The following is a 20,953-nucleotide window of genomic DNA, read 5'->3' on the forward strand; positions in this document are numbered from 1 at the left end:
CCGCTCCGGAGGAGGGCTCACCCGGTCGGCGCCGCAGCCCCGCGGGGCCGCACAACCCCCCGTGGCCCGCCGAGCAGCACCACTGGTGATCGGCAGTCAATACGGCTGCGAAATCTAGAGCATGGCGTGATCCGTGTCACCGGAAACGGCCGAACTTTCCGCTATCCGGACGCCTGCGCGCCGACCCGGGGTCCCGAGCGCCCGGGCGGTGGGCCGCACGCCGGGCCACGCCCCCCGCGGCCCGGGTACGCAACGGGCACCGGCGCGCACGGGGGTGCGCCGGTGCCCGGGGGTGGCGGGGGAGCGGCCGGGGCCTACTCGGGGCGCTTCAGGCGGGTGATGAACTTGTACCGGTCCCCGCGGTAGATCGAGCGCACCCACTCGACCGGGTCGCCCTCGGCGTCGAAGGAGTGCCGGGCGAGCTGGAGCATCGGCAGGCCGAGGTCGGAGCCGAGCAGGCCGGCCTCGCGCGGGGTGGCGAGGGTGGTCTCGATGGTCTCCTCGGCCTCGGCCACGGTGACGCCGTACACCTCGCGCAGGGCCGTGTACAGGGAGTTGTGCTTGGCGAGGTTGCGGCGCAGGGCGGGGAAGCGCTTGGCGGAGAGGTGGGCCACCTCGATCGCCATCGGGTCCCCGTTGGCCAGCCGGAGGCGCTCGATCCGCAGCACCCGGCCGCCCGGCTTGATGTCCAGCAGCGGGGCGAGCCGGTCGTCGGCGGTGATGTAGCCGATCTCGATCAGCCGGGAGGTGGGCTCCAGGCCCTGGGCGCGCATGTCCTCGGTGTAGGAGGTGAGCTGGAGGGCCTGGGCGACCTTGGGCTTGGCCACGAAGGTGCCCTTGCCCTGGATGCGCTCCAGCCGCCCTTCGACCACCAGTTCCTGGAGGGCCTGGCGGACGGTGGTGCGCGAGGTGTCGAACTGGGCGGCGAGTGCCCTTTCGGGCGGTACGGGGGTACCGGCGGGCTGGGTCTCGGTGAGCTGGAGCAGGTGGCGCTTGAGGCCGTAGTACTTCGGCACCCGTGCGGTCGGGTCCGCGCCGGCCTGCGTGGGGAGGTTCTTCACCTGGGGGTCGTTGACCTGGGCCGTGCTGCCCCCGTCGCTGCTCATCGGACCTGTCTCCCGCTTCTCGCGCGGGCCTTGGGTGCCGCGCCGCATCGTTAACAACTCACATCGTTGCATGTATGGCTACGGAACGAATACCTCATCACGCGATGAACGATGTGCGGTGTCGGCTTGATAACGGGTGGTCCGGATCGCTTGAACAGCCGTTGACAGGCCCATTGGTCTAGGCCAAGCTCCAGGCATCTGGTCTACACCACTAGATCGGTAACTATGAATCCCCCCACCCGTTCGAAGGCGTCCGCGGCACCTTTCCTCCCGCTTTGTGCGGGTCTGCCGCTGCCACCCGACGGTGGTAACTCAGGCATCCCTCAGGAGGATGGCGTGAAGCGTCAGCTCATCGCGGCGGTCGGCGTCGCAGCAATGGTCGTCGGTGTGGCGGCTTGTGGTTCGGATGCCAAGTCGGGCGGCGACAGCGGTTCCTCGAACACCAGTGCGGCGAAGAACTACAGCGGCAAGACCCTGACCGTGTGGCTGATGGACGGCTCCGCCCCGAAGGGCTGGACGGACACCGTCAAGGCCGACTTCGAGACCGCCTACCCGGGCTCCAAGGTCGACTTCCAGATCCAGAAGTGGGGCGGCATCGGCGCGAAGGTCACCGCCGCGCTGTCCGAGGGCTCGGTCGACGTCCTCGAGGTCGGCAACACCCAGACCGCGGGTTACGCGGCCACCGGTGGTCTGCTCGACATCACCAAGGACAAGGCTGCCCTCGGCGGTGCCGACTGGGCCGCCAACCAGAACGAGTCCGCGATCCTGGACGGCAAGCAGTACGCCGCTCCGTGGTGGGTCAGCAACCGCGTCGTCGCCTACAACAAGGACCTCTGGACCAAGGCCGGCATCACCGCCGCCCCGAAGACCCTCGACGAGTTCTACGGCGACCTCGACAAGCTGAAGACGACCGCGGGCGTCGCGGACGCGATCTACATGCCGGGCCAGGAGTGGTACGTCTACTTCGGTCTCCTCACCAGCGAGGGTGGCAAGATCGCCAAGAAGGACGGCGACAAGTGGGTCGGCGGCCTGTCCTCCCCCGAGGGCCAGAAGGCCTTCGAGACCTACAAGAAGCTCCAGAGCTACTCGACCACCGGTCCGAAGGACAAGGACGAGGCCACCCCGCAGCAGAAGGACGTCTTCGGTCACGGTGACATCGGCACCATGATCGGCCTCGGCTGGGAGCTCCCGGACGAGAAGGCCCTGCCGAAGGACAAGATCGGCTTCTTCCCGCTCCCGGGCAAGACCGCCGACAAGCCCTCCGCCGTCTTCCTCGGTGGCTCGAACCTGGCCATCGCCCAGGCGAGCAAGAACTCCGACATGGCGAAGGACTTCCTGAAGATCGCCCTGAACGACAAGAACGAGGGTCTGGTCGCCGCTTCGGGCAACATCCCGAACAAGGCCTCGCTGAACGGCCAGGTCGCCGGTGACTTCGCGAAGGCCGCCCAGCCGGCCGCCGCCGTCGGTGCGATCACCCCGAACACCCCGACCTGGGTGAACGTGGAGAACGAGCCGAACCCGGTCAAGGAGTTCCTGACCGGCGCGCTGACCGGCGACTACGCCGCTGCGGCCAAGAAGGCCGACGACGAGATCGCGAAGCGTCTCAACCAGAAGCAGTAAGCAGCTGAGCGGCGTCGCTCACCGGCCCCCGGCGGGGGGCCGGTGGGCGACGCCTACCCGTCGTTGGTCAGGTTGTCAGGAAGAGAGAACGATGGCTGTGCATTCGGAGCGGGTGCAGACACAGTCCCCGGAGTCAGGGAAGGCTGTTGTGGCCAGTACCGAGAAGGGCGACCTCCTCGTCGCCGGAAGCACCCCGAAGAAGAGCGGCAGACCGGGCCGGCCGCGCGCCGGCGGCGCAGGCCTCACGCCCTACCTGCTGCTGCTGCCGGCCATCGCGGCGACCGTGGTCCTGCTCGGCTGGCCGTTGTTGAAGACCGTCGTGGTCTCGTTCCAGAACCTCAACAAGCGCCAGTTCATCCAGCACCTGACCGAGTGGAACGGCTTCGAGAACTACTCCGACCAGCTGGGCAACGCCGAGTTCTGGTCGGTCACCGGTCGTACGGTCGTCTTCACCGTGGTCAACGTCGTGCTGACGATGGTCTTCGGCACGCTGGTCGGCCTGCTGCTCAACCGGCTCGGCAAGCGGATGCGGCTCGCGCTGTCGATCGCGCTGATCCTGGCCTGGGCGATGCCGGTCGTCGCCGCGACCACCGTCTACCAGTGGCTGTTCGACCAGAACTTCGGCGTCGTCAACTGGCTGCTGGACCGGCTGGGCTGGCACGGCATGGTCCACTTCAACTGGACCGAGGGCCAGTACTCGACCTTCTTCGTGATCGTCCTGCTGATGGTCTGGGGTTCGGTCCCGTTCGTGGCGTTCAACATGTACGCCGGTCTGACGACCATCCCGAAGGAGCTGTACGAGGCGGCCCGGATGGACGGCGCCGGCTCCTTCAAGATCTTCGGCGCGGTGATCTACCCGATCATGAAGCCGTTCTTCCTCGCCACGACCTTCCTCGAGGTCATCTGGATCTTCAAGGCCTTCACGCAGGTCTACCTGATCAACAAGGGCGGCCCCGACGGGCTCACCCGGACCCTGCCGGTGCACGCCTTCCTGGAGGGCTTCGGCTCGCAGCGCTTCGGCGTCGGGTCCGCGATCGCGGTGCTCACCATCCTGATGCTGACTGCGCTGATGGCGTACTACTTCCGCATCATTCTGAAGCAGGAGGACGAGCTGTGAGGCGCTCGCTCATCGGACGTGCCTGGCCGAACGTGATCGCGCTCGTCCTTCTCGTCTTCTTCATCTTCCCGGTCTACTGGATGTTCGCGACTGCCTTCAAGCAGAACAAGGACATCATCAGCCGGACGCCGGTCTTCGTGCCGCTGGACGCGACCCTGGAGCACTTCCAGAAGGCCGTCGACGCCCCGCACTTCTGGACGTACGTCACCAACAGCCTGATCGTCACCATCGGTGCGGTGATCGGCTCGCTGGTGATCGCCACGCTGGCCTCCTTCGCCATCGCGCGGATGCGCTTCCGCGGCCGAAAGGGCTTCGTCCTGGTCGTGATGGCCGCGCAGATGGCCCCCTGGGAGGTCATGATCATCGCGGCCTACCTGCTGGTTCGCGACATGGACATGCTGAACAGCCTGGTCCCGCTCACCGCGCTCTACCTGATGATGATGCTGCCCTTCACGATCTGGACGCTGCGCGGCTTCATCGCCGCGGTGCCGAAGGAGCTGGAGGAATCGGCCATGGTGGACGGCTGCACCCGCACCCAGGCGTTCATGAAGGTGATCTTCCCGCTGCTCGCGCCCGGTCTGATGTCGACCTCGCTGTTCGGGTTCATCACCGCGTGGAACGAGTTCCCGCTGGTGAACATCCTGAACAAGAAGGACGAGTTCCAGACCCTGCCGCTCTGGCTCTCCTCGTTCCAGACCAACTTCGGCACCGACTGGGGCGCCACCATGGCCGCTTCCACCCTCTTCTCGGTCCCGATCCTGATCCTCTTCGTCTTCCTGCAGCGCAAGGCCGTGGGCGGACTGACCGACGGCGCCGTGAAGGGCTGACCCCACGTGAGCATCCTCATTCCCACCCTGCCTGGCAGCGACCAGCTGCACCGTGACGCGCTGACCGTCCTCCAGCCCGGCTTCGTCGGCACCGAGCCGCCGGAGTGGGTGCGCCGCCACCTGGCCGGCGGGCTCGGCTCGGTCGCGCTGTTCGACCGCAACGTCGCCGACCTGGAGCAGCTCGCCGCGCTCACCAAGGCGCTGCGCGAGGAGAACCCGGACCTGCTCATCGCGATCGACGAGGAGAGCGGCGACGTCACCCGCCTGGAGGCCGGCTCCGGCTCCTCCTGGCCGGGCAACTTCGCCCTCGGCGCGATCGACGACCCGGCGCTGACCCGCGACGTCGCCCGCGAGCTCGGCCGGGCGCTGGCCGCCGCCGGCGTCAACTACAACTGGGCGCCCACCGCGGACGTCAACTCCAACCCGCGCAACCCGGTGATCGGCGTCCGCTCGTTCGGCGCCGACCCGGAGCTGTGCGCCCGGCACACCGCGGCCTGGGTGGAGGGCCTGCAGTCGGCCGGCGTGGCCGCCTGCTCGAAGCACTTCCCCGGGCACGGCGACACCGCGGTGGACTCGCACCACGGCCTGCCGGTGATCGACGTCGACCTGGACGTGCTCCGCGCCCGCGACCTGATCCCGTTCCAGGCGGCCATCGCCGCCGGGACCAAGGCCGTGATGACGGCCCACATCATGATCCCGGCGCTCGACCCGAAGCTGCCGGCCACGCTCAGCCCGCTGGTGCTGCGCGACCTGCTGCGGGCCAAGCCCGCCGACGGCGGCCTCGGCTACGAGGGCCTGATCGTCAGCGACGCGATCGAGATGGGCGCCATCGCCGACACCTTCGGCATGGGCGACGGCACCGTGCTGGCCCTCGCGGCCGGCGCGGACGCCATCTGCGTCGGCGGCGGCCTGGCCGACGAGGAGACCGTGCTGATGCTGCGCGACGCCATCGTGGCGGGCGTGCAGTCCGGCAAGCTGGCCGAGGAGCGGCTCGCCGACGCCGCCGCCCGGGTGCGCGCACTCGGCAGCTGGGGCCGGATCGCGGCCCAGGGCGAGCGCCCGGAGCCGGACCTCGCGGTCGGCCTGCGTGCCGCCCGCCGGGCGCTGCGCGTCGTCCGGGCACCGGGCCGCGAGGTGCTGCCGGTGACGGAGCGCCCGTACGTGGCCTCGTTCTCGGACGAGCCCAACATCGCCGTCGGCGACGTCACGCCGTGGGGCGTGGCCGGCATGCTGGCCGACCGGTTCCCCGGCACCCGCACCCGCGAGGTGGGCCCGCAGGACGCCGCGCCGGAGCAGCTGGACGCGCTGCTGGCCGAGGTGCTGGCCGGCGCGGAGGGCCGCCGCCTGGTGCTGGTGGTCCGGGACGCCCACCGCCACGAGTGGATGTCGGCCACGCTGGCCCGCCTGGTGGCGGCCCGGCCGGACGCCGCGGTGGTCGAGATGGGCCTGCCGCAGTCCCAGCCGGTCGGCGCGCTGCACATCGCCACCCACGGTGCCGCCCGGGTCTGCGGGCTGGCGGCCGTCGAGGTGCTCACCGGTCAGCCGGGAGCAGTCGGCTGATCCCTCCCCGACCCCGGGCCGGGGGACACCCCCTGCCGGAGCGTCACCCAGGTTGCCGGGAAGGCATCCGAGAGCGGGCCCGTCATGCGCATGTCGCATGGCGGGCCCGCTCCGTTTTTCGCGTCGTCACCCCCGCGTTGACCTGCGGAATCACCGCCTGACGGTGCTCTCTCAAATCGGCCTTAAGCCAGCCTTAAGTTCTACTTAGGGTAATGACGCCACGACTGATCGCCACGCGGTACAACAGGTCTGCAACGTCCCTTGCTGACCGGCCATTTGGCGTTGACACCATCAGTGGTCTAGGCCAGGCTCCAGTCAATCCGGTTCGAACTTCAACCTCACCGGATGTGGTATTGGCCCTTCCCTAAGCACTTCGCCGCCCCTTCCCGGAGCCCACTCCCCGACGGGTGCCAGCACGCTGCCGGCGGGCACCCAGGCTCTAGCACCCTCGGAGGATGGCGTGAAGAAGCGTCAGCTCATCGCGACAATCGGAACCATGGCGCTCGCCGCCGGACTGACGGCCTGTTCCTCGGGCGGCTCACCGTCGGCGGACGGCAAGGGCGGCTCGGCGGACCCGAAGGCGGCGAGCGGGACGGTCACGGTCTGGCTGATGGAGGACGCCCAGAAGAACTGGCCCGACCTCGTCCAGCGGGTCAACGACGACTTCGCCGCCAAGTACCCGAACGTCACCCTCAAGCTCTCCTACCAGGGCTGGGCCGACAAGGTCACCAAGCTGGACAAGGCGCTCGCCGAGGGCAACGCCCCCGACGTGGTGGAGCTCGGCAACACCGAGACCATGAAGTACGTGCTGTCCGGCGCGCTGGCCCCGGTCGAGCGCAGCAGCTTCGACAACTCCGACAGCTGGATCAAGGCGCTCGCCAACACCTGCACCTACCAGGACAAGCTCTGGTGCGTGCCGTACTACGCCGGCGCCCGGGTGGCCATCTACAACTCGGCGGCCTTCCAGGCGGCCACCGGCAGCGCGGACTTCCCCAAGACCGAGGACGACCTGCGCGTGGCCCTGGACAAGGTGGCCGACAAGAACAAGGCCGACAAGTCCTACTCCTCGCTCTACCTGCCCGGCCCGTACTGGTACGCCGCGATGAGCTACGTCTCCGCGTACGGCGGCTCCATCGCCCGCTTCGACAGCAGCGGCAACTGGCACGGCACCCTCAGCGACCCGAAGTCGCAGCAGGGCCTCAGCCACTTCGTCGACCTGGTGCGCAAGTACAACAAGGGCGACCTCGCGGTGAACGAGCTCAACCAGTACGAGGCGATGGCCCGCGGGCACGCCGGTGCCTTCTACGGCAACGGCTACGAGGCGGCCAGCGTCACCGCGCCGGTCACCGGGGACCCGAGCCTCAAGGACGCCGTCAAGGTGGCCACCATGCCCGGCCCGGGCGGCAAGCCGCTGCCGACCTTCATCGGCGGCTCCGACCTCGCCGTGACCGCCAAGTCGCAGTCGGCCGCACCGGCGGCGGACTGGATCCGGATGTTCACCAGCACCAAGTCGCAGCAGGCGCTGGCCGACAAGGACATCCTGCCGAACAACCTGACCCAGCTGAACCCGCTGAAGAGCAAGCCGGCCACGGCCGCCGCGGCCAACGCGGTGCCGGACGCCTGGTTCACGCCGCTGGCACCGGGCTGGGGCGCGATCGAGAAGCAGAAGATCCTGCCGGACATGCTCACCGCGATCCTCAAGAACAACAAGCCGGTCGACCAGGCGGCCAAGGACGCGGACGCGGCGATCGACCAGCTGATCAACAAGGCGGGCTGACCCCGGGGCCCGCGGGCGCCGCACGGCCGTCGTGCGGCGCCCCGCGGCGTCCGTGCGGCGTCCGTGCGGCCGTCCCCGGTCGTCACGTGGCCGTCCCGCGGCGTGCACGCGGCCGTTCCCGGGCCGGGAGCCACGCCGCCGGCCCCCTCCCGGAGCCCCTTCCGGTGTTCCGGGAGGGGCTCTCGAATGTGCGCCCGCGGGACGGCCCCGTAGGATTGCCGCAGGAATCACCGCAGCGAGTGTGCGGACTCGCCGCCGTAGAGGTCCCCGCCGGGCATCCCCGCCCGCGTGGGGTCGAACCATCTCATCGGAGGCACATCCAGATGTCCGACACGCAGACTGTCCCCGTCCCCGGCCGGATCATGGCGGCGGAGATGGCCGAGCAGCCGGCCGTCCTCCAGCGCATCCTCGACGAGGGTGCCCCGAAGATCTTCGAGATCGCTGCCCAGATCGCCGCCCGCAACCCGCGCTTCGTCCTGCTCACCGCGCGCGGCACGTCCGACAACGCGGCGCTCTACGCCAAGTACCTGATCGAGATCCTGCTCGGCAAGCCGGCCGGTCTGACCTCCATGTCGACCACCACGGCCTACGGTGCCAAGCCGGACCTCACCGACGTGCTGGTGATCACCGTCAGCCAGTCCGGCGGCTCGCCGGACCTGGTGGCCTCCACCAAGGCCGCCCGCGAGGCCGGTGCCATCACCCTGGCGGTCACCAACAACGCCGCGTCGCCGCTGGCCGAGGTCTCCGAGTTCCACATCGACGTGCTGGCCGGCCCGGAGAAGGCGCTGCCCGCCACCAAGACCTACACCGCCGAGCTGCTGGCGCTCTACCTGCTGGTCGAGGGCCTGCGCGGGGGTGACGGCGCGGCCGCCAAGGAGCTGCCGTCGCTGGCCGCCGGCATCCTGTCCCGCCAGGCCGAGGTGAAGGCCCTGGCCGAGCGCTACCGCTTCGCCCAGCGCCTGGTCATCACCTCGCGCGGCTACGGCTACCCGACCGCCCGCGAGGCGGCGCTGAAGCTGATGGAGACCACCTACATCCCGGCCTCCCCGTTCTCCGGCGCCGACCTGCTGCACGGCCCGCTGGCCATGGTGGACAACGTCTCCCCGGTCATCGCGATCGTCCCGGACGGCAAGGGCGGCGAGGCCCTGCAGCCCGTCCTGGACCGGCTGCGCGGCCGCGGTGCGGACCTCATGGTGATCGGCCAGCAGGCGCAGGTGGACGCCGCCTCGGCGGGCTTCGCGCTGCCGGCCGGGGTGCCCGAGGAGGTCCAGACCATCCTGGAGATCCTGCCGCTCCAGCAGCTGGCCTACGAGGTCACCATCGCCCGCGGCCAGGACCCGGACGCCCCGCGTGCCCTGGCGAAGGTCACCGAGACCCACTGACCCCGCCCCGCGCCCGGCACGGCGCACGAGAACCCCCGTCCACAGGCTGTGGACGGGGGTTCGTCGTGTGAGCGGCGGAGAAAGGCTTCGGTGCACCGGTACGCCCGGGCGGATCCGCAGCCCGGAGCTGTCGGCGGGCACTGCCGCGGGGACGGAAAACACTACGGGCCACGGCGCCGACACGGGACCCTCAACCCATGCGGCACCGCAGCCCGGAGCTGTCGTCGGGCGCCGTGTTCGATCGAGAACTGTGCGGGGTCCTCGTTCGGTGGCGTCCGACCGAGGAGCGACCTCGCGCGGTCAGGGCAGTTGCGCGGGGGGTCTCTCCTTGGTGCCCTTTCATTGTGGACTAGACCAATCTTGCTTGTCCAGGGCTCCCCGAAAATTGGTCTGGACAACATGGGGAGGGCGGCGCGGGCGGGTGCGGCAGGCCGGTCGGGGCGGCCTGGAGCTACGCTCGCCCTGTGCCCTCGCTGAACGAACTCGTCCGCCGCCACACCACCCTGACCGGTGCCGATGTGGAGTGGCTCCACATGCTGGTCTCGGAGTGGCAGCTGCTCTCCGACCTCTCCTTCGCCGACCTGGTCCTGTGGATCCCCACCTGGGACGGCATCCGGTACGTCTCGGTGGCCCAGATGCGGCCCAACACCGGCCCCACCTCGTACCAGGACGACATGGTCGGCCACCTCGTCCCGCGCGGCCGCCGTCCGCTGCTGGATGCGGCCTTCGACGAGGGCCGGATCGTGCGCGAGGGCGATCCGGAGTGGCGCGAGGAGGTGCCGGTCCGGGTCGAGTCGATCCCGGTGCGGCGCGAGGGCAAGGTGCTCGGGGTGATCGCCCGCAACACCAATCTGCTGACCGTCCGCACCCCCAGCCGGCTGGAGCTCACCTACCTGCAGAGCGCCTCCGACCTGGCCCAGATGATCGCCGCCGGGACCTTCCCCTACCCGGGCGTCGAGCAGACCGACATGGACGCGGCCCCCCGGGTCGGCGACGGCCTGATCCGGGTGGACGCCGACGGCATCGTCACCTACGCCAGCCCCAACGCACTCTCCGCCTACCACCGCCTCGGTCTCACCACCGACCTGGTCGGCAGCCACCTCGGCCGCGCCACCGCCGAGCTGGTCCCGCCCTCGCGCGCGGCCGTGCACGAGGCCCTGGTGAAGCTGGCGAGCGGCTGGGCACCCCGGCAGACCGAGGTGGAGGTGCAGGGTGGTGTGGTGACTCTGCGGGCCATCCCGCTCAAGCCCAAGGGCACCCTGACCGGATCCCTGGTGCTCTGCCGCGACGTCACCGAACTCCGGCGCCGCGACCGGGAACTGATGACCAAGGACGCCACCATCCGGGAGATCCACCACCGGGTGAAGAACAACCTCCAGACGGTGGCCGCGCTGCTGCGGCTGCAGTCCCGCCGGATGGACTCCGACGCCGGCCGGGCCGCGCTGGACGAGGCGGTCCGCCGGGTCGGCTCGATCGCGATCGTGCACGAGACGCTCTCGCAGGCGCTGGACGAGCAGGTCGCCTTCGACGAGATCGCCGACCGGGTGCTGGCGATGGTGATGGAGCTGTCCCAGGACGGCCGGGTGGCGACCCGGCGCACCGGCAGCTTCGGCATCCTCTCCGCCGAGGTGGCCACCCCGCTGTCGATGGTGCTGACCGAGCTGCTGCAGAACGCCCTGGAGCACGCCTTCGGTCCGACCGCCTCCGGCAACCTGGAGGTCTCGGCGCTGCGCGGCCGGGCGCCGGCCACCGGCATGGGCTGGTCGGACAGCTGGAACGGCGGGGCCCGGCCGGAGGAGTACCTGCTGATCACGGTGCAGGACGACGGCAAGGGCATGCCGGAGGGGTTCGACCCGCAGCAGGCGGGCAACCTCGGGCTGCAGATCGTCCGCACGCTGGCCACCGGTGAGCTCGGCGGCACCTTCGACATGGTGGCCGGCCCGAACGGCGGCACCAAGGTGATCCTGGAGATCCCGGTGCGCTGAGGTGCTGCTGCTGAGGCGCCGGGGCCCCGGTGCTGCCGGGCCGTCCTGGTGTGCGGTGGCGCGGTGGGGGCGCGTGCCGGGCGGGGGAGCCGGGCGTGCGCTCCCGCACCACGGCGCGCGGAGGCCGGGGCAACCGGCGGCAGAAACAGAAACGAGGCCCTGTCGACCGGGGGGGGTGGGTCGACAGGGCCTCTCAACCCGTTCCGGCCGTCGGGGGGAGTCGGCCGGAACGGGGGCTCTGGGTGGTACGACACCTCACCGATGCGTTGCACACGGTGAGCGCCTCAAGTCCACAATATTGCTCTCTGTGAACAGTATCAAGTGCCTGGGCGGCTCGGTGTCGCAGGACCGTGTCGAGCAAGGTCCTTTGTGCGGAAGGCTTCACCAGGAAAAGCAGGGAAGCCCTTGATCATGTGTTGATCGGCACTGCGGTCACTGCTGGTACTACGGCGTGTGATCAGGCGGTGCGGGCGCGGTTGCGGGCTGCGCGGCGCTTCATCGCGCGACGCTCGTCCTCGCTCATACCGCCCCAGACGCCGGCATCCTGGCCGGTCTCGAGCGCCCACTGCAGGCACTGCTCCATGACCGGACAGCGGCGGCACACGGCCTTGGCTTCCTCGATCTGCAGCAGAGCAGGACCGGTGTTCCCGATCGGGAAGAAAAGCTCCGGGTCCTCTTCGCGGCAGACAGCGCGGTGGCGCCAGTCCATGGTCGTCCAACTCCTCCTGCCGGCGGGGGTCACCCGATCGGCATAATCGATGGCTTGTGAATGTGAACGCTTTCACGAATCCCGCAACAGCAAAAGAGACCAAAGGCCCGACGGGCCCGGGTGGTCTGTGCTGGGGAGGGATTCGGCGATTCGAGGGACACTCCGCGGTCGGCGTCCTTCAGGTGTCTGAGGTTGCCGTCGCTGCGATGTGTCCCGATCGCCATGTAGAGGTTCGCAAACCTCGGGCCCGGATACAACCCCCTTCAGGGAGGAATTTTTGATTCTTCGGTGTCGCCTAGCTCACAGCCAGTACTTCTATGGAGTGAAGGGGGCTTGTGCGTTCGAGAAGAAGGGTGAACCCCCCTTCCGGTCACACAATCACACGCAGTGCCCGCCGTACGCCTGTGAAACTGACGCGACTCCTGTCTCCAAGGTGGTCCCCGTCCACCTGGAACGGGGTCGGTTCCTGTGAAACCAAGGTGAAGTGCCGGGCGTCGTGGTAGGTGACGACGTGCTTGCCGGAAGGGCCCGGAGGCGTGCTGCCATCGCTCGAAGGGCTGTGCGACCGCAGGATCTGACGGACCGTTCGAGCAGTGCCGAACGCTGTCATCCGGGTGATGCCGAAGACGTCGAGGTCCGTTTCGAAGGAGGCGAGCGGCGAGGGGTAGACCGGGCGGTTGCCCAGGAAGGTCCACGGGGACGTGTTGCTGACTATGGCCAGCACCAGGCCCGGCACCGGTTCGCGGCCGGGCAGTTGCAGGGTGACGGGGCCGGATCGACGCTGCTCACGCTGGGTGACGTAGTGCCGGAGTGCCTGCCCGATGTAGAGCGCGTGGGTGGACTTGCGCCCCGCCCGCCGCTGCTCCTCCACCCGGCCGACCACGCCGGCGTCGAAGCCCAGGCCGGCCGTGAAGGTGAACCAGCGGTCCGGCAGCCCCTCGGTCATCGCCTTGCCCAGGCCGATCGGCCGCTCCCGGCGGTGCTCCAGGGCGTCCAGCAGGACCCCGGTGGCCTCCACGGGGTCGTTGGGCAGGCCCAGTGCGCGGGCGAAGACATTGGTCGAACCACCGGGCACCACGGCCAGCCGGGGGACCTTCTCGCCCGGGCCGTGCGCCAGCAGGCCGTTGACCACCTCGTTGACCGTGCCGTCGCCGCCCAGGGCCACCACGAGGTCGACCGTGCCGTCCTCCGTCGCCTCGCGGGCCAGGTCGCGTGCGTGGCCGCGGTACTCCGTCTGGGCGACCTCCAGCTTGAGGTCGCTGCGCAGGGCGTGGATCAGGACATCCCTGGTGCGGCCACTGGTGGTGGTCGCCTTCGGGTTGACGACCAGGAGAGCGCGCATGTGCTCAGCCTACGGGTCGGTACGGACCGACCGGCGGCTACCCTGCTGGAGTGACCGCAGAATCCTCCGCACCCGTACCCGTGCCCGGCCCCGGCCGACCGGTGCCCCTGACCGTGGGCGCCGCCATCACCGCCCTGGCGGGCGGCGCACTGGCCGTCGTCGGCGTCTGGGACATGGTGGCCGCGCTGTCCGGCCAGTCGAAGCAGCTCGCGCTCAACGAGTTCGGCGGGCTGGTGATCGTGCTGCTCGGCGCGCTGCCGCTGCTGGCCGCCCGCGCGCTGCTGAAGGGCCGGCGCTGGGGGCGCAGCCCGGCCGTGCTGACCAACTCGATCTGCCTGCCGGTCGCCTACTACATGTGGCAGAACGGCGGCACGACGGCGGCCGTCGGCGTCGTGGTCGGCCTGCTCGGTCTGGTCGGCATCGGCGCCCTGCTCAGCCCGAAGTCGACCGCGGCCCTCTACGCTCCGCACGAGGGCTGAGCGCAGAGGGCCGCGGTCGGGCCCGGCGGCCGCGGGGCGGCCGCCGGTGCTACTCCTCGACCAGCAGCTTCTCGCGCAGCTGGGCCAGCGTGCGGGCGAGCAGCCGCGAGACGTGCATCTGCGAGATGCCCACCTCGGCGGCGATCTGCGACTGCGTCATGTTCCGGAAGAACCGCAGCACCAGGATCTTCTGCTCCCGGGGCGGCAGTTGGGCCAGCAGGGGTTTGAGGGACTCGCGGTACTCGACGCCCTCCAGCGCCTCGTCGGTGGCGCCCAGGGTGTCCGCGACGGCCGGCGACTCGTCGTCGCTGTCCGGGACGTCCAGCGACAGCGTGGAGTACGCGTTGGCGGACTCCAGGCCCTCCAGCACGTCCTCCTCGGAGATCCCCAGGTGCTCCGCCAGCTCGTGCACGGTGGGGGAGCGGCCGTGCCGCTGGGAGAGCTCGCTGGTCGCCGTGGTGAGCGACAGCCGCAGCTCCTGGAGCCGGCGCGGCACCCGGACCGCCCAGCCCTTGTCCCGGAAGTGCCGCTTGATCTCGCCGACGATCGTCGGCGTCGCGTAGGTGGAGAACTCGACCCCGCGCTCGTGGTCGAACCGGTCCACCGACTTGATCAGCCCGATGGTGGCGACCTGGGTCAGGTCGTCCAGCGGCTCACCGCGGTTGCGGAAGCGCCGCGCCAGGTGCTCGACCAGCGGGATGTGCATCCGCACCAGCTGGTTGCGCAGCTCGACGCGCTCCGGGGAGCCCTCGGGCAGCGCGGACAGCCGGACGAACAGGGCCCGGGCCGCCTCCCGGTCCGGCGCGCCGGACCGGTGCGGGGCCTGGGCGGGCACCGCAGCGCGCAGCGCCTCGGCGGCCGCCGGATCCACGGGGGACGGCGGGGGCGAGGGCGTCTGCGACGGTTCGGACGTCGGCTCGGTCGGCTGGCTCATCCGGTGGGCGTCCTTCGGGTGCGCTTCGTCGTTGGCGGCGAGGCCGGGAACGCTCGCCTGGGTCGGTACGGCAGGGCCCGCCGTCGCGAGGCCGGTACGGTCCAGATCACTCACGGCCATTCCCCCGTTCCGTTCCGGGAGCACCGGGACCGTGGGGCGGTCCCGGATCCGTTTTGTCGGTCGTACCGCGGATGGGGCGGTACCGGGAGCCGCCCGCCGGCCCGGGTGGGGTGCCGGGCGGACGGCCCTTGTCGCGGTGCTGCTGCGCTGCGGCTCTAATGGGCGGTGGACCCGCCGCGCTTCTTGTGCAGGCTGATCGACACGGTGTTGTCCTCGCTGACCGAGGACTCCACCTCGCCGGCCAGCGCGGAGAGCACCGTCCAGGCGAAGGTGTCGCGCTCCGGGGCCCGGCCGTCCGTGGTCGGGGCGGAGACGATGACCTTCAGCGAGTCGCCGACCAGGCGGAACTCGCAGGAGAGGACCGAGCCGGGCACCGCCTGCTGGAGCAGGATGGCGCAGGCCTCGTCCACCGCGATCCGGAGGTCCTCGATCTCGTCCAGCGTGAAGTCCAGCCGGGCCGCCAGCCCCGCCGTCGCTGTTCGCAGCACCGAGAGGTAGGCCCCCGCCGCGGGCAGCCGGACCTCCACGAAGTCCTGCACTCCGGGCTCGCCGTCGATCTGGGACACCCTCACCTCCTGGGTGACGCGCTGTGCTTCCGGGCCGGTGGCCGCGGGACTGTCTGTTGCTTGGCTCAACTGCTTCGCCCCAACTGTCCAGAGGGGTGGTGCGGTACGTACCGGTCATACCCCTCCGGGGGTGGCCGGACGCCGCGCATCCGCACGAGACGTTACCGCTTTTGGACCCGGTGCGGGAGTCACTCATGGTAAGCCCTCGCGACACAGGGTGTCAGTGGTCGGGCGCCACCGCTCGGAATTTCCCGAACTTCAGCGCGTGCCGACCGCGGTGAGGGCCTCACCGGCGAGCCGGTAGACGCTCCAGCCGTCCATCGGCACCGCGCCGAGCGACTTGTAGAAGTTGATCGAGGGCTCGTTCCAGTCGAGCACCGACCACTCCATCCGCGAGTAGCCGCGCTCGACGGCGATCCGCGCCAGCTCCAGCAGGAGCGCCTTGCCGTGGCCGCCGCCGCGGGCCTCCGGGCGGACGTAGAGGTCCTCCAGGTAGACGCCGTGGGTCCCGCGCCAGGTCGAGAAGTTGAGGAACCAGACCGCGAAGCCGACGGGCTCGCCGGTGGTGTCGTCCTCGGCGATCAGGCCGAACAGCGCCGGGTTGGCGCCGAACAGCGCGTCGCGCAGTTGTTCCTCCGTGGCGACCGCCTCGTGCGGCGCCTTCTCGTACTCCGCGAGTTCGCGGATCATGGCGTGGACGACCGGGACGTCGGTGACTGCGGCGGTGCGGATCATGCGACGAGCCTACTGGGCGGGTTCGTTCTCGTCCCAGGCCTGGATCGAGGTCTGGTCGGTGATCCGGCCGTCCCGCAGGTCGGCCACCGAGCTGACCAGGACGCGGATCCCGTCGGGGTACTCGCAGGACTCCAGGAAGGCCAGCCGGTCGCCCTGGAGCACCACCTGTTCGAGCCGGTGGGTCATCTCCCGGCCGTAGACGTCGCTCAGCATCGCGCCGATCTCGCCCCGGCCGCGCACCACGAGCGGGTGGCTGGGCTGGGTCTTGCGGTCGACCATGCGCAGTTCGGCGTCGTCCGCGTAGAGCGCGAGCAGGGCGTCCGCGTCGCTGTGCTCGATGCCCTCGCGCAGTGCCGTGGTGTCGAAGGCGGACGGCGCGGCCATGGTGGTCATGTTCTCGCTCCTCCGGTCGGTTCCGTCGGCTCGTACCTCCGAGCCTACGCCCGCCCCGCCGCCTCCCGCCCGGCCGTGCGGCGGCCCGCTCAGCCGCCCGCCGGCAGGCGCAGGTGCTTCGCGAGCGTGGTGATCGCGGCCGGGTTGCGCGGGCTCTCCACCAGGTCGACGTAGTCGAGGACGACGATCCGGTCGTTCCGGACGGCGGAGACCCCGGCCAGCGGCGGGAAGGACTTCAGGAACTTCCGCTTGGCCTCGGCGTCGGTGGCGCCGTAGTTGTTGATCACGATCACCTCGGGGTCGCGCTGGACGACGCTCTCCCAGCCGACCGTGGTCCAGGAGTCGGCGATGTCGCCCATCACGTTCTCGCCGCCGGCCTTGGCGATGATCTCCTGCGGGGCGGCGAACCTCCCCGAGGTGTACGGCTTGTCCTCGCCGCTGTCGTAGAGGAAGACCCGCGGTCGGCGCTCGGGCTGCGGCACCGCGGCGACCTGCGCCCGGAAGTCGGCGATCAGGCGGTCGGCCCGGTCGCGGACGTCGAAGATCTCGCCGAGGTTGGCCAGGTCGGTGTAGAGCGCGTCCAGCGGGGACATCACGCCGCGCTCCGGGCCCTTGCCGCTGCGGCAGGACTCGCTGAGCACGTACGAGTCGATGCCGAGGCCGGACAGCGCCTCCGGGGTGAAGCCGTCGGCGTCGCTGAAGCCGTAGTGCCAGCCGGCGAAGACCAGGTCGGCCCGGGCCTCCAGCACGATCTCCTTGGTGATCTGCTGCTTCGAGAGCCAGGTGGTCCGCCGATAGCCGTCCTTCCAGGCCACCTCGTCGACCCGGCCCTTGTCGTCGGGCATCACGTAGCCGGCCATCCGGTCGGTGAGGCCGAGCGCCAGCAGCAGTTCGGTGATGCCGACGTCGTTGCTCACCGCCCGGGCCGGCTTCGCCCGGTAGGTGACCTCGGCACCGCAGTTGACGACGGTCACCGGGTAGTGGGCGGAGCCGGTGGCGGCGTCCCCGGCGGGGGCGATCTCGGCACCGCAGGCGGTGAGCGCGAGGGTGAGCAGGGCGGCGGAGGCAACGGCCTTGGTGCGCACGGGGATTCCTAGGGTCGGTCGAGGCGGTCGAAGAGCAGTTGGACGGCGCCGGTGTCCGGGTGGCGGACGGGCGTCGCGCGGACGCCGAACACCTCGGCCAGCAGCGCGGGGCGGAGCACGTCGGCGGGCGGCCCGGAGGTGACGATCCGGCCGGACGCGATGACGTACAGCAGGTCGCAGTGGCCGGCCGCGAGGTTGAGGTCGTGCAGGGCGGTGAGCACCGTCGGGCCGGCCTCCCGGACCAGCGCCAGCACCTCCAACTGGTGGGCGATGTCGAGGTGGTTGGTGGGCTCGTCGAGGACGAGCACCCGGGGCTCCTGGACGAGCGCGCGGGCGATCAGCACCCGCTGCTTCTCGCCGCCGGACAGGCGCAGGAAGCCGCGCCCCGCCAGATGCCCGGCGCCGACCCGGTGCAGGGCCGCCGCGCACCGCCCGTCGTCGCCGTCGTCCGGGCGGGCGAAGCCGCCGCGGTGCGGCAGCCGGCCCATGCCGACCACCTCGGCGACGGTGAAGTCGAACTCGGCGGAGTGCTCCTGCGGCAGCGCGGCCACCCGGCGGGCCGCCTCGCGCGGGGCGAGCGCGTGCAGGTCGGCACCGTCCAGCCGGACGGTGCCGGCGGCGGGCCGCAGCGCCCGGTAGACGCAGCGCAGCAGGGTGGACTTGCCGCTGCCGTTCGGTCCGACCAGGCCGACCACCTGTCCGGCGGCGGCGCGCAGCGTGATGTCGTGGACGAGCCTGGTGCCGGCCAGGTCGACCGAGAGGCCGTCGAGGTCGAGGTCCATCAGCGGCCTCCGAAGCTGTAGCCGCGACGACGCATCAGCAGCAGGAAGCAGGGCACCCCGAGCACCGCGGTGACCACGCCGACCGGCAGTTCGGCGGGGGCCAGCAGGGTGCGCGAGACGATGTCCACCCAGACCAGCAGCAGCGCGCCGGCGAACGGGGCGATCAGCAGCACCCGGCGGTGCCCGGCGCCGACCAGCATCCTGGTCAGGTGCGGCACCATCAGCCCGACGAAGCCGATCGCGCCGCTGACGGCGACCACGGTGCCGGTGACGGCCGCCGTCACCACGAAGAGTTCGCGGCGCAGCCGGTCGCCGTCGACCCCGAGCGAGGCCGCCGTCTCGTCGCCCATGGCGAGCGCGTCCAGCCGTCCGGCGGCGCAGGCCAGGTGGGCGAGGCCGGCCAGGACGGTGGCGGCCGCGATCGGCACCGATCCCCAGGTGGCGCCGCCGAGGCTGCCGAGCAGCCACATCATGGCGCTGCGGGCCGCCTCGCCGCGCGCGGCGCCGAACACCATCAGTGCCGTCACCGCGGAGAAGCCGTAGGACATCGCGGTGCCGGTGAGCACCAGCCGCAGCGGGGTGAGCCCGAAGGCGGTGCGGGCGGCGGCGTAGACCAGCACCATGGCCAGCAGGGCCGCGCCGAACGCCGAGACGGAGATCGCCCAGACCCCGAGCGAGGCGAAGGCGCCCAGCAGCAGCACCGCGTTGGCGCCGACCGCCGCACCGGAGGAGATGCCGAGCACGAACGGGTCGGCCAGTGCGTTGCGGACCATCGCCTGCACCGCCACCCCGGTGGCCGCGAGCCCGGCGCCGACCACGGCGGCCAGCACGGTGCGCGGCAGCCGGATCTCCCAGACGATCGCGTACGCGGCGGCCTCGTCGGCCTCCAGCCGACCGCCCGTCAGCCCGGCGCCGAGCAGCCGCAGTACCTGCGACCAGCCGAGCCCGGTGGAGCCCAGGGCCACCCCGCAGACCAGGGAGAGCAGCAGGGCCGCGGCCAGGCCGGCGGCCAGCGGTGCGGCGGGTGGGCGGCGGGCGGCCGGGCCCGGGGGCGCGGCGGGGGCCGGTGCGGTCACTGCGGTGCTCACGGGGGCGGGCCTTCGCCTCGGGCCGTGGCCGGGCGCGGGGCGGCGTGCCCGGGCGCGGGGGTGCGGGCCGCCATCCCCTCGCAGTCCACGGCGAGTTGTCGGGAGGTCAGCGTCCCGGGGCGATCGGGCTCGCGGGCGCAGGGCTCCGCCTACCGTTGCGGGTCAGCGCCGGATTCGCACCGGCTTCCCCCACGGGACGCCCTGGCAGCATAACAAGCGCTCGGGGCGAGCAACCCTTACAGGGGCAGTGCGGTGGCCGAAAACCGACCACCCCCGTCCGGAGTCCGGACGGGGGTGGTCGGTGGAGCCTGATCGAGGATCAGGCCTGCTTGGTCTCCCAGAAGATCTTGTCGACCTCGGCGATCAGGTCGAGCAGGGCCTGGCCGGTGGCCGGGTCCGTCGACGCCTTGGCGGCCGAGGCGGCCTTCAGGGTGTCGTTGATGAGCTGGTGCAGCTGCGGGTACTTCTCGAAGTGCGGGGCCTTGAAGTAGTCGCTCCACAGCACCGAGATGTGGTGCTTGACGGCCTCGGCGCGCTGCTCCTTGATGATCAGGGCACGGGTCCGGAACGCCGGGTCCTCGTTGGCCTGGTACTTCTCCTGAGTGCCCTTGACCGACTCGGCCTCGATCCGGGCCTGCGCCGGGTCGTACACGCCGCAAGGCAGGTCACAGTGGGCGTGGGCGGTGGCGCGCGGTGCAAACAGACGAGAGAACATGGGAGTCCTTCCTTAGATCGTCTTCCCGCGGCTGAGATTACCCTTCCGGCCACCGGGTTTCGCGGCCGGGCGGTGGGCCTAGGGCAAAAGGCGGAGCCGGAAACGGGCCAATCCGGACATCGGAGGTGGGCGGCCCGTACGGCAGACTGGGACGCGGCAGCCGGGAGGAGGAGTCGTGGCGCGGATGACGGAACCGGACGGCGGCGGCCCGGGCGGTGGCGCACTGTTCGGGCTGATCGACGTGGCGGGGCCCTCGATGGTGCCGACCCTGCGCGAGGGCGACCAGCTGCTGGTCCGCTACGGCGCGCGGATCAGGCCCGGCGCGGTGGTGGTGTTCCGCCACCCCTTCCAGCAGGACCTGCTGGTGGTGAAGCGCGCCGCCGAGCGGCGCCCGAAGGGCTGGTGGCTGCTCTCCGACAACCGGCCGGTGGACAGCGACAGCCGCAGCTACGGCGCCGTCCCGGACGAACTCGTGCTCGGGCGGGTGCTGCTGCGGCTGCGCCCGCGGCCGGCCTGGCTGGCCCCGGGTCGCGGGCTGGAGCGCCTGCTGCTGACCGGCCCGCCGGCGCGGGTGCCGGGGCTGGCCCGCCGGCTCGGCGTCTGGATCGACCCGGACGGCCCCTGAGTCGTT

The 20,953-nt window shown here is 71.0% G+C and carries 20 protein-coding genes and 1 riboswitch; of the genes, 9 read left to right on the top strand and 11 right to left on the bottom strand.

What is annotated here, in order from left to right:
- Nucleotides 1-314: 314 nt before the first annotated feature.
- Nucleotides 315-1,106, bottom strand: a complete 792-nt coding sequence (locus OH807_RS25690) for a GntR family transcriptional regulator (RefSeq protein ID WP_406202963.1) — start codon at nucleotides 1,104-1,106, stop codon at nucleotides 315-317.
- Nucleotides 1,107-1,442: 336 nt separating this feature from the next.
- Here OH807_RS25690 and OH807_RS25695 point away from each other — a divergent pair, with 336 nt between their 5' ends.
- The 7 genes from OH807_RS25695 to OH807_RS25725 all read left to right on the top strand — a co-directional run bounded on the left by OH807_RS25695 (nucleotide 1,443) and on the right by OH807_RS25725 (nucleotide 11,374).
- The gene (locus OH807_RS25695; protein WP_406202965.1) at nucleotides 1,443-2,726 is read left to right on the top strand and encodes an extracellular solute-binding protein; all 1,284 of its coding nucleotides are present in this window, start codon (nucleotides 1,443-1,445) and stop codon (nucleotides 2,724-2,726) included.
- A 91-nt stretch (nucleotides 2,727-2,817) separates the two neighbouring features.
- Nucleotides 2,818-3,843 (top strand): carbohydrate ABC transporter permease, encoded by a 1,026-nt coding sequence (locus OH807_RS25700; protein WP_406202967.1) that lies wholly within the window; start codon nucleotides 2,818-2,820, stop codon nucleotides 3,841-3,843.
- On the top strand, nucleotides 3,840-4,670 hold the full coding sequence (locus OH807_RS25705; RefSeq protein WP_406202969.1) for a carbohydrate ABC transporter permease: 831 nt from the start codon (nucleotides 3,840-3,842) through the stop codon (nucleotides 4,668-4,670). The genes OH807_RS25700 and OH807_RS25705 overlap by 4 nt, the downstream gene beginning before the upstream one ends.
- Nucleotides 4,671-4,676: 6 nt before the next feature.
- Nucleotides 4,677-6,230, top strand: a complete 1,554-nt coding sequence (locus OH807_RS25710) for a glycoside hydrolase family 3 protein (RefSeq protein WP_406202971.1) — start codon at nucleotides 4,677-4,679, stop codon at nucleotides 6,228-6,230.
- 496 nt (nucleotides 6,231-6,726) lie between these two features.
- Complete coding sequence (locus OH807_RS25715; RefSeq protein ID WP_406202973.1) at nucleotides 6,727-8,007, top strand: extracellular solute-binding protein; 1,281 nt, start codon at nucleotides 6,727-6,729, stop codon at nucleotides 8,005-8,007.
- 323 nt (nucleotides 8,008-8,330) lie between these two features.
- Nucleotides 8,331-9,389 carry an SIS domain-containing protein gene (locus OH807_RS25720; protein WP_406202975.1) on the top strand — a complete coding sequence of 353 codons (1,059 nt, stop codon included), beginning with the start codon at nucleotides 8,331-8,333 and terminating at the stop codon, nucleotides 9,387-9,389.
- Nucleotides 9,390-9,862: 473 nt separating this feature from the next.
- Nucleotides 9,863-11,374, top strand: a complete 1,512-nt coding sequence (locus tag OH807_RS25725) for a sensor histidine kinase (protein ID WP_406211175.1) — start codon at nucleotides 9,863-9,865, stop codon at nucleotides 11,372-11,374.
- A 457-nt stretch (nucleotides 11,375-11,831) separates the two neighbouring features.
- On the opposite strand, the gene OH807_RS25730 is transcribed toward OH807_RS25725, so the two are convergent.
- Together OH807_RS25730 and OH807_RS25735 are read right to left on the bottom strand one after the other, a co-directional pair.
- Nucleotides 11,832-12,083, bottom strand: coding sequence for a WhiB family transcriptional regulator (locus OH807_RS25730; RefSeq protein ID WP_014138019.1), 252 nt, complete (start codon nucleotides 12,081-12,083; stop codon nucleotides 11,832-11,834).
- A gap of 370 nt (nucleotides 12,084-12,453) precedes the next feature.
- Nucleotides 12,454-13,425: a diacylglycerol/lipid kinase family protein gene (locus OH807_RS25735; RefSeq protein ID WP_406202978.1), complete on the bottom strand. Its 972-nt coding sequence runs from the start codon at nucleotides 13,423-13,425 to the stop codon at nucleotides 12,454-12,456.
- Between the two features lie 50 nt (nucleotides 13,426-13,475).
- On the opposite strand from OH807_RS25735, the gene OH807_RS25740 reads away from it, so the two are divergent.
- Complete coding sequence (locus OH807_RS25740) at nucleotides 13,476-13,904, top strand: hypothetical protein (protein ID WP_406202980.1); 429 nt, start codon at nucleotides 13,476-13,478, stop codon at nucleotides 13,902-13,904.
- Nucleotides 13,905-13,953: 49 nt separating this feature from the next.
- Here the strand turns inward: OH807_RS25740 and OH807_RS25745 are convergent, their stop codons facing one another.
- From OH807_RS25745 to sodN, 8 genes are all read right to left on the bottom strand, one after another.
- On the bottom strand, nucleotides 13,954-14,952 hold the full coding sequence (locus OH807_RS25745) for an RNA polymerase sigma factor SigF (RefSeq protein WP_406202982.1): 999 nt from the start codon (nucleotides 14,950-14,952) through the stop codon (nucleotides 13,954-13,956).
- Between the two features lie 161 nt (nucleotides 14,953-15,113).
- Nucleotides 15,114-15,524, bottom strand: coding sequence for an anti-sigma regulatory factor (locus tag OH807_RS25750; RefSeq protein ID WP_406202984.1), 411 nt, complete (start codon nucleotides 15,522-15,524; stop codon nucleotides 15,114-15,116).
- A 258-nt stretch (nucleotides 15,525-15,782) separates the two neighbouring features.
- On the bottom strand, nucleotides 15,783-16,259 hold the full coding sequence (locus tag OH807_RS25755; protein WP_406202986.1) for a GNAT family N-acetyltransferase: 477 nt from the start codon (nucleotides 16,257-16,259) through the stop codon (nucleotides 15,783-15,785).
- Between the two features lie 9 nt (nucleotides 16,260-16,268).
- The gene (locus tag OH807_RS25760) at nucleotides 16,269-16,652 is read right to left on the bottom strand and encodes a nuclear transport factor 2 family protein (protein WP_406202988.1); all 384 of its coding nucleotides are present in this window, start codon (nucleotides 16,650-16,652) and stop codon (nucleotides 16,269-16,271) included.
- 89 nt (nucleotides 16,653-16,741) lie between these two features.
- Entirely contained in the window at nucleotides 16,742-17,743 is a 1,002-nt protein-coding gene (locus tag OH807_RS25765; RefSeq protein WP_406211177.1) for an ABC transporter substrate-binding protein, read from the bottom strand.
- A gap of 2 nt (nucleotides 17,744-17,745) precedes the next feature.
- The gene (locus OH807_RS25770) at nucleotides 17,746-18,519 is read right to left on the bottom strand and encodes an ABC transporter ATP-binding protein (protein WP_406202990.1); all 774 of its coding nucleotides are present in this window, start codon (nucleotides 18,517-18,519) and stop codon (nucleotides 17,746-17,748) included.
- The gene (locus OH807_RS25775; protein ID WP_406211179.1) at nucleotides 18,519-19,595 is read right to left on the bottom strand and encodes a FecCD family ABC transporter permease; all 1,077 of its coding nucleotides are present in this window, start codon (nucleotides 19,593-19,595) and stop codon (nucleotides 18,519-18,521) included. The genes OH807_RS25770 and OH807_RS25775 overlap by 1 nt, the downstream gene beginning before the upstream one ends.
- A 112-nt stretch (nucleotides 19,596-19,707) precedes the next feature.
- Nucleotides 19,708-19,826, bottom strand: a riboswitch (cobalamin riboswitch).
- A 100-nt stretch (nucleotides 19,827-19,926) separates the two neighbouring features.
- Complete coding sequence (gene sodN, locus OH807_RS25780) at nucleotides 19,927-20,322, bottom strand: superoxide dismutase, Ni (RefSeq protein ID WP_063347853.1); 396 nt, start codon at nucleotides 20,320-20,322, stop codon at nucleotides 19,927-19,929.
- Nucleotides 20,323-20,506: 184 nt separating this feature from the next.
- On the opposite strand from sodN, the gene sodX reads away from it, so the two are divergent.
- A complete protein-coding gene (gene sodX, locus OH807_RS25785) occupies nucleotides 20,507-20,947 on the top strand; it encodes a nickel-type superoxide dismutase maturation protease (protein ID WP_406202992.1) in 441 nt (146 codons plus the stop codon).
- Nucleotides 20,948-20,953 lie beyond the last annotated feature (6 nt).

The sequence above is a fragment of the Kitasatospora sp. NBC_01560 genome, from assembly GCF_045208415.1.
Classification (GTDB): Bacteria; Actinomycetota; Actinomycetes; order Streptomycetales; family Streptomycetaceae; genus Kitasatospora.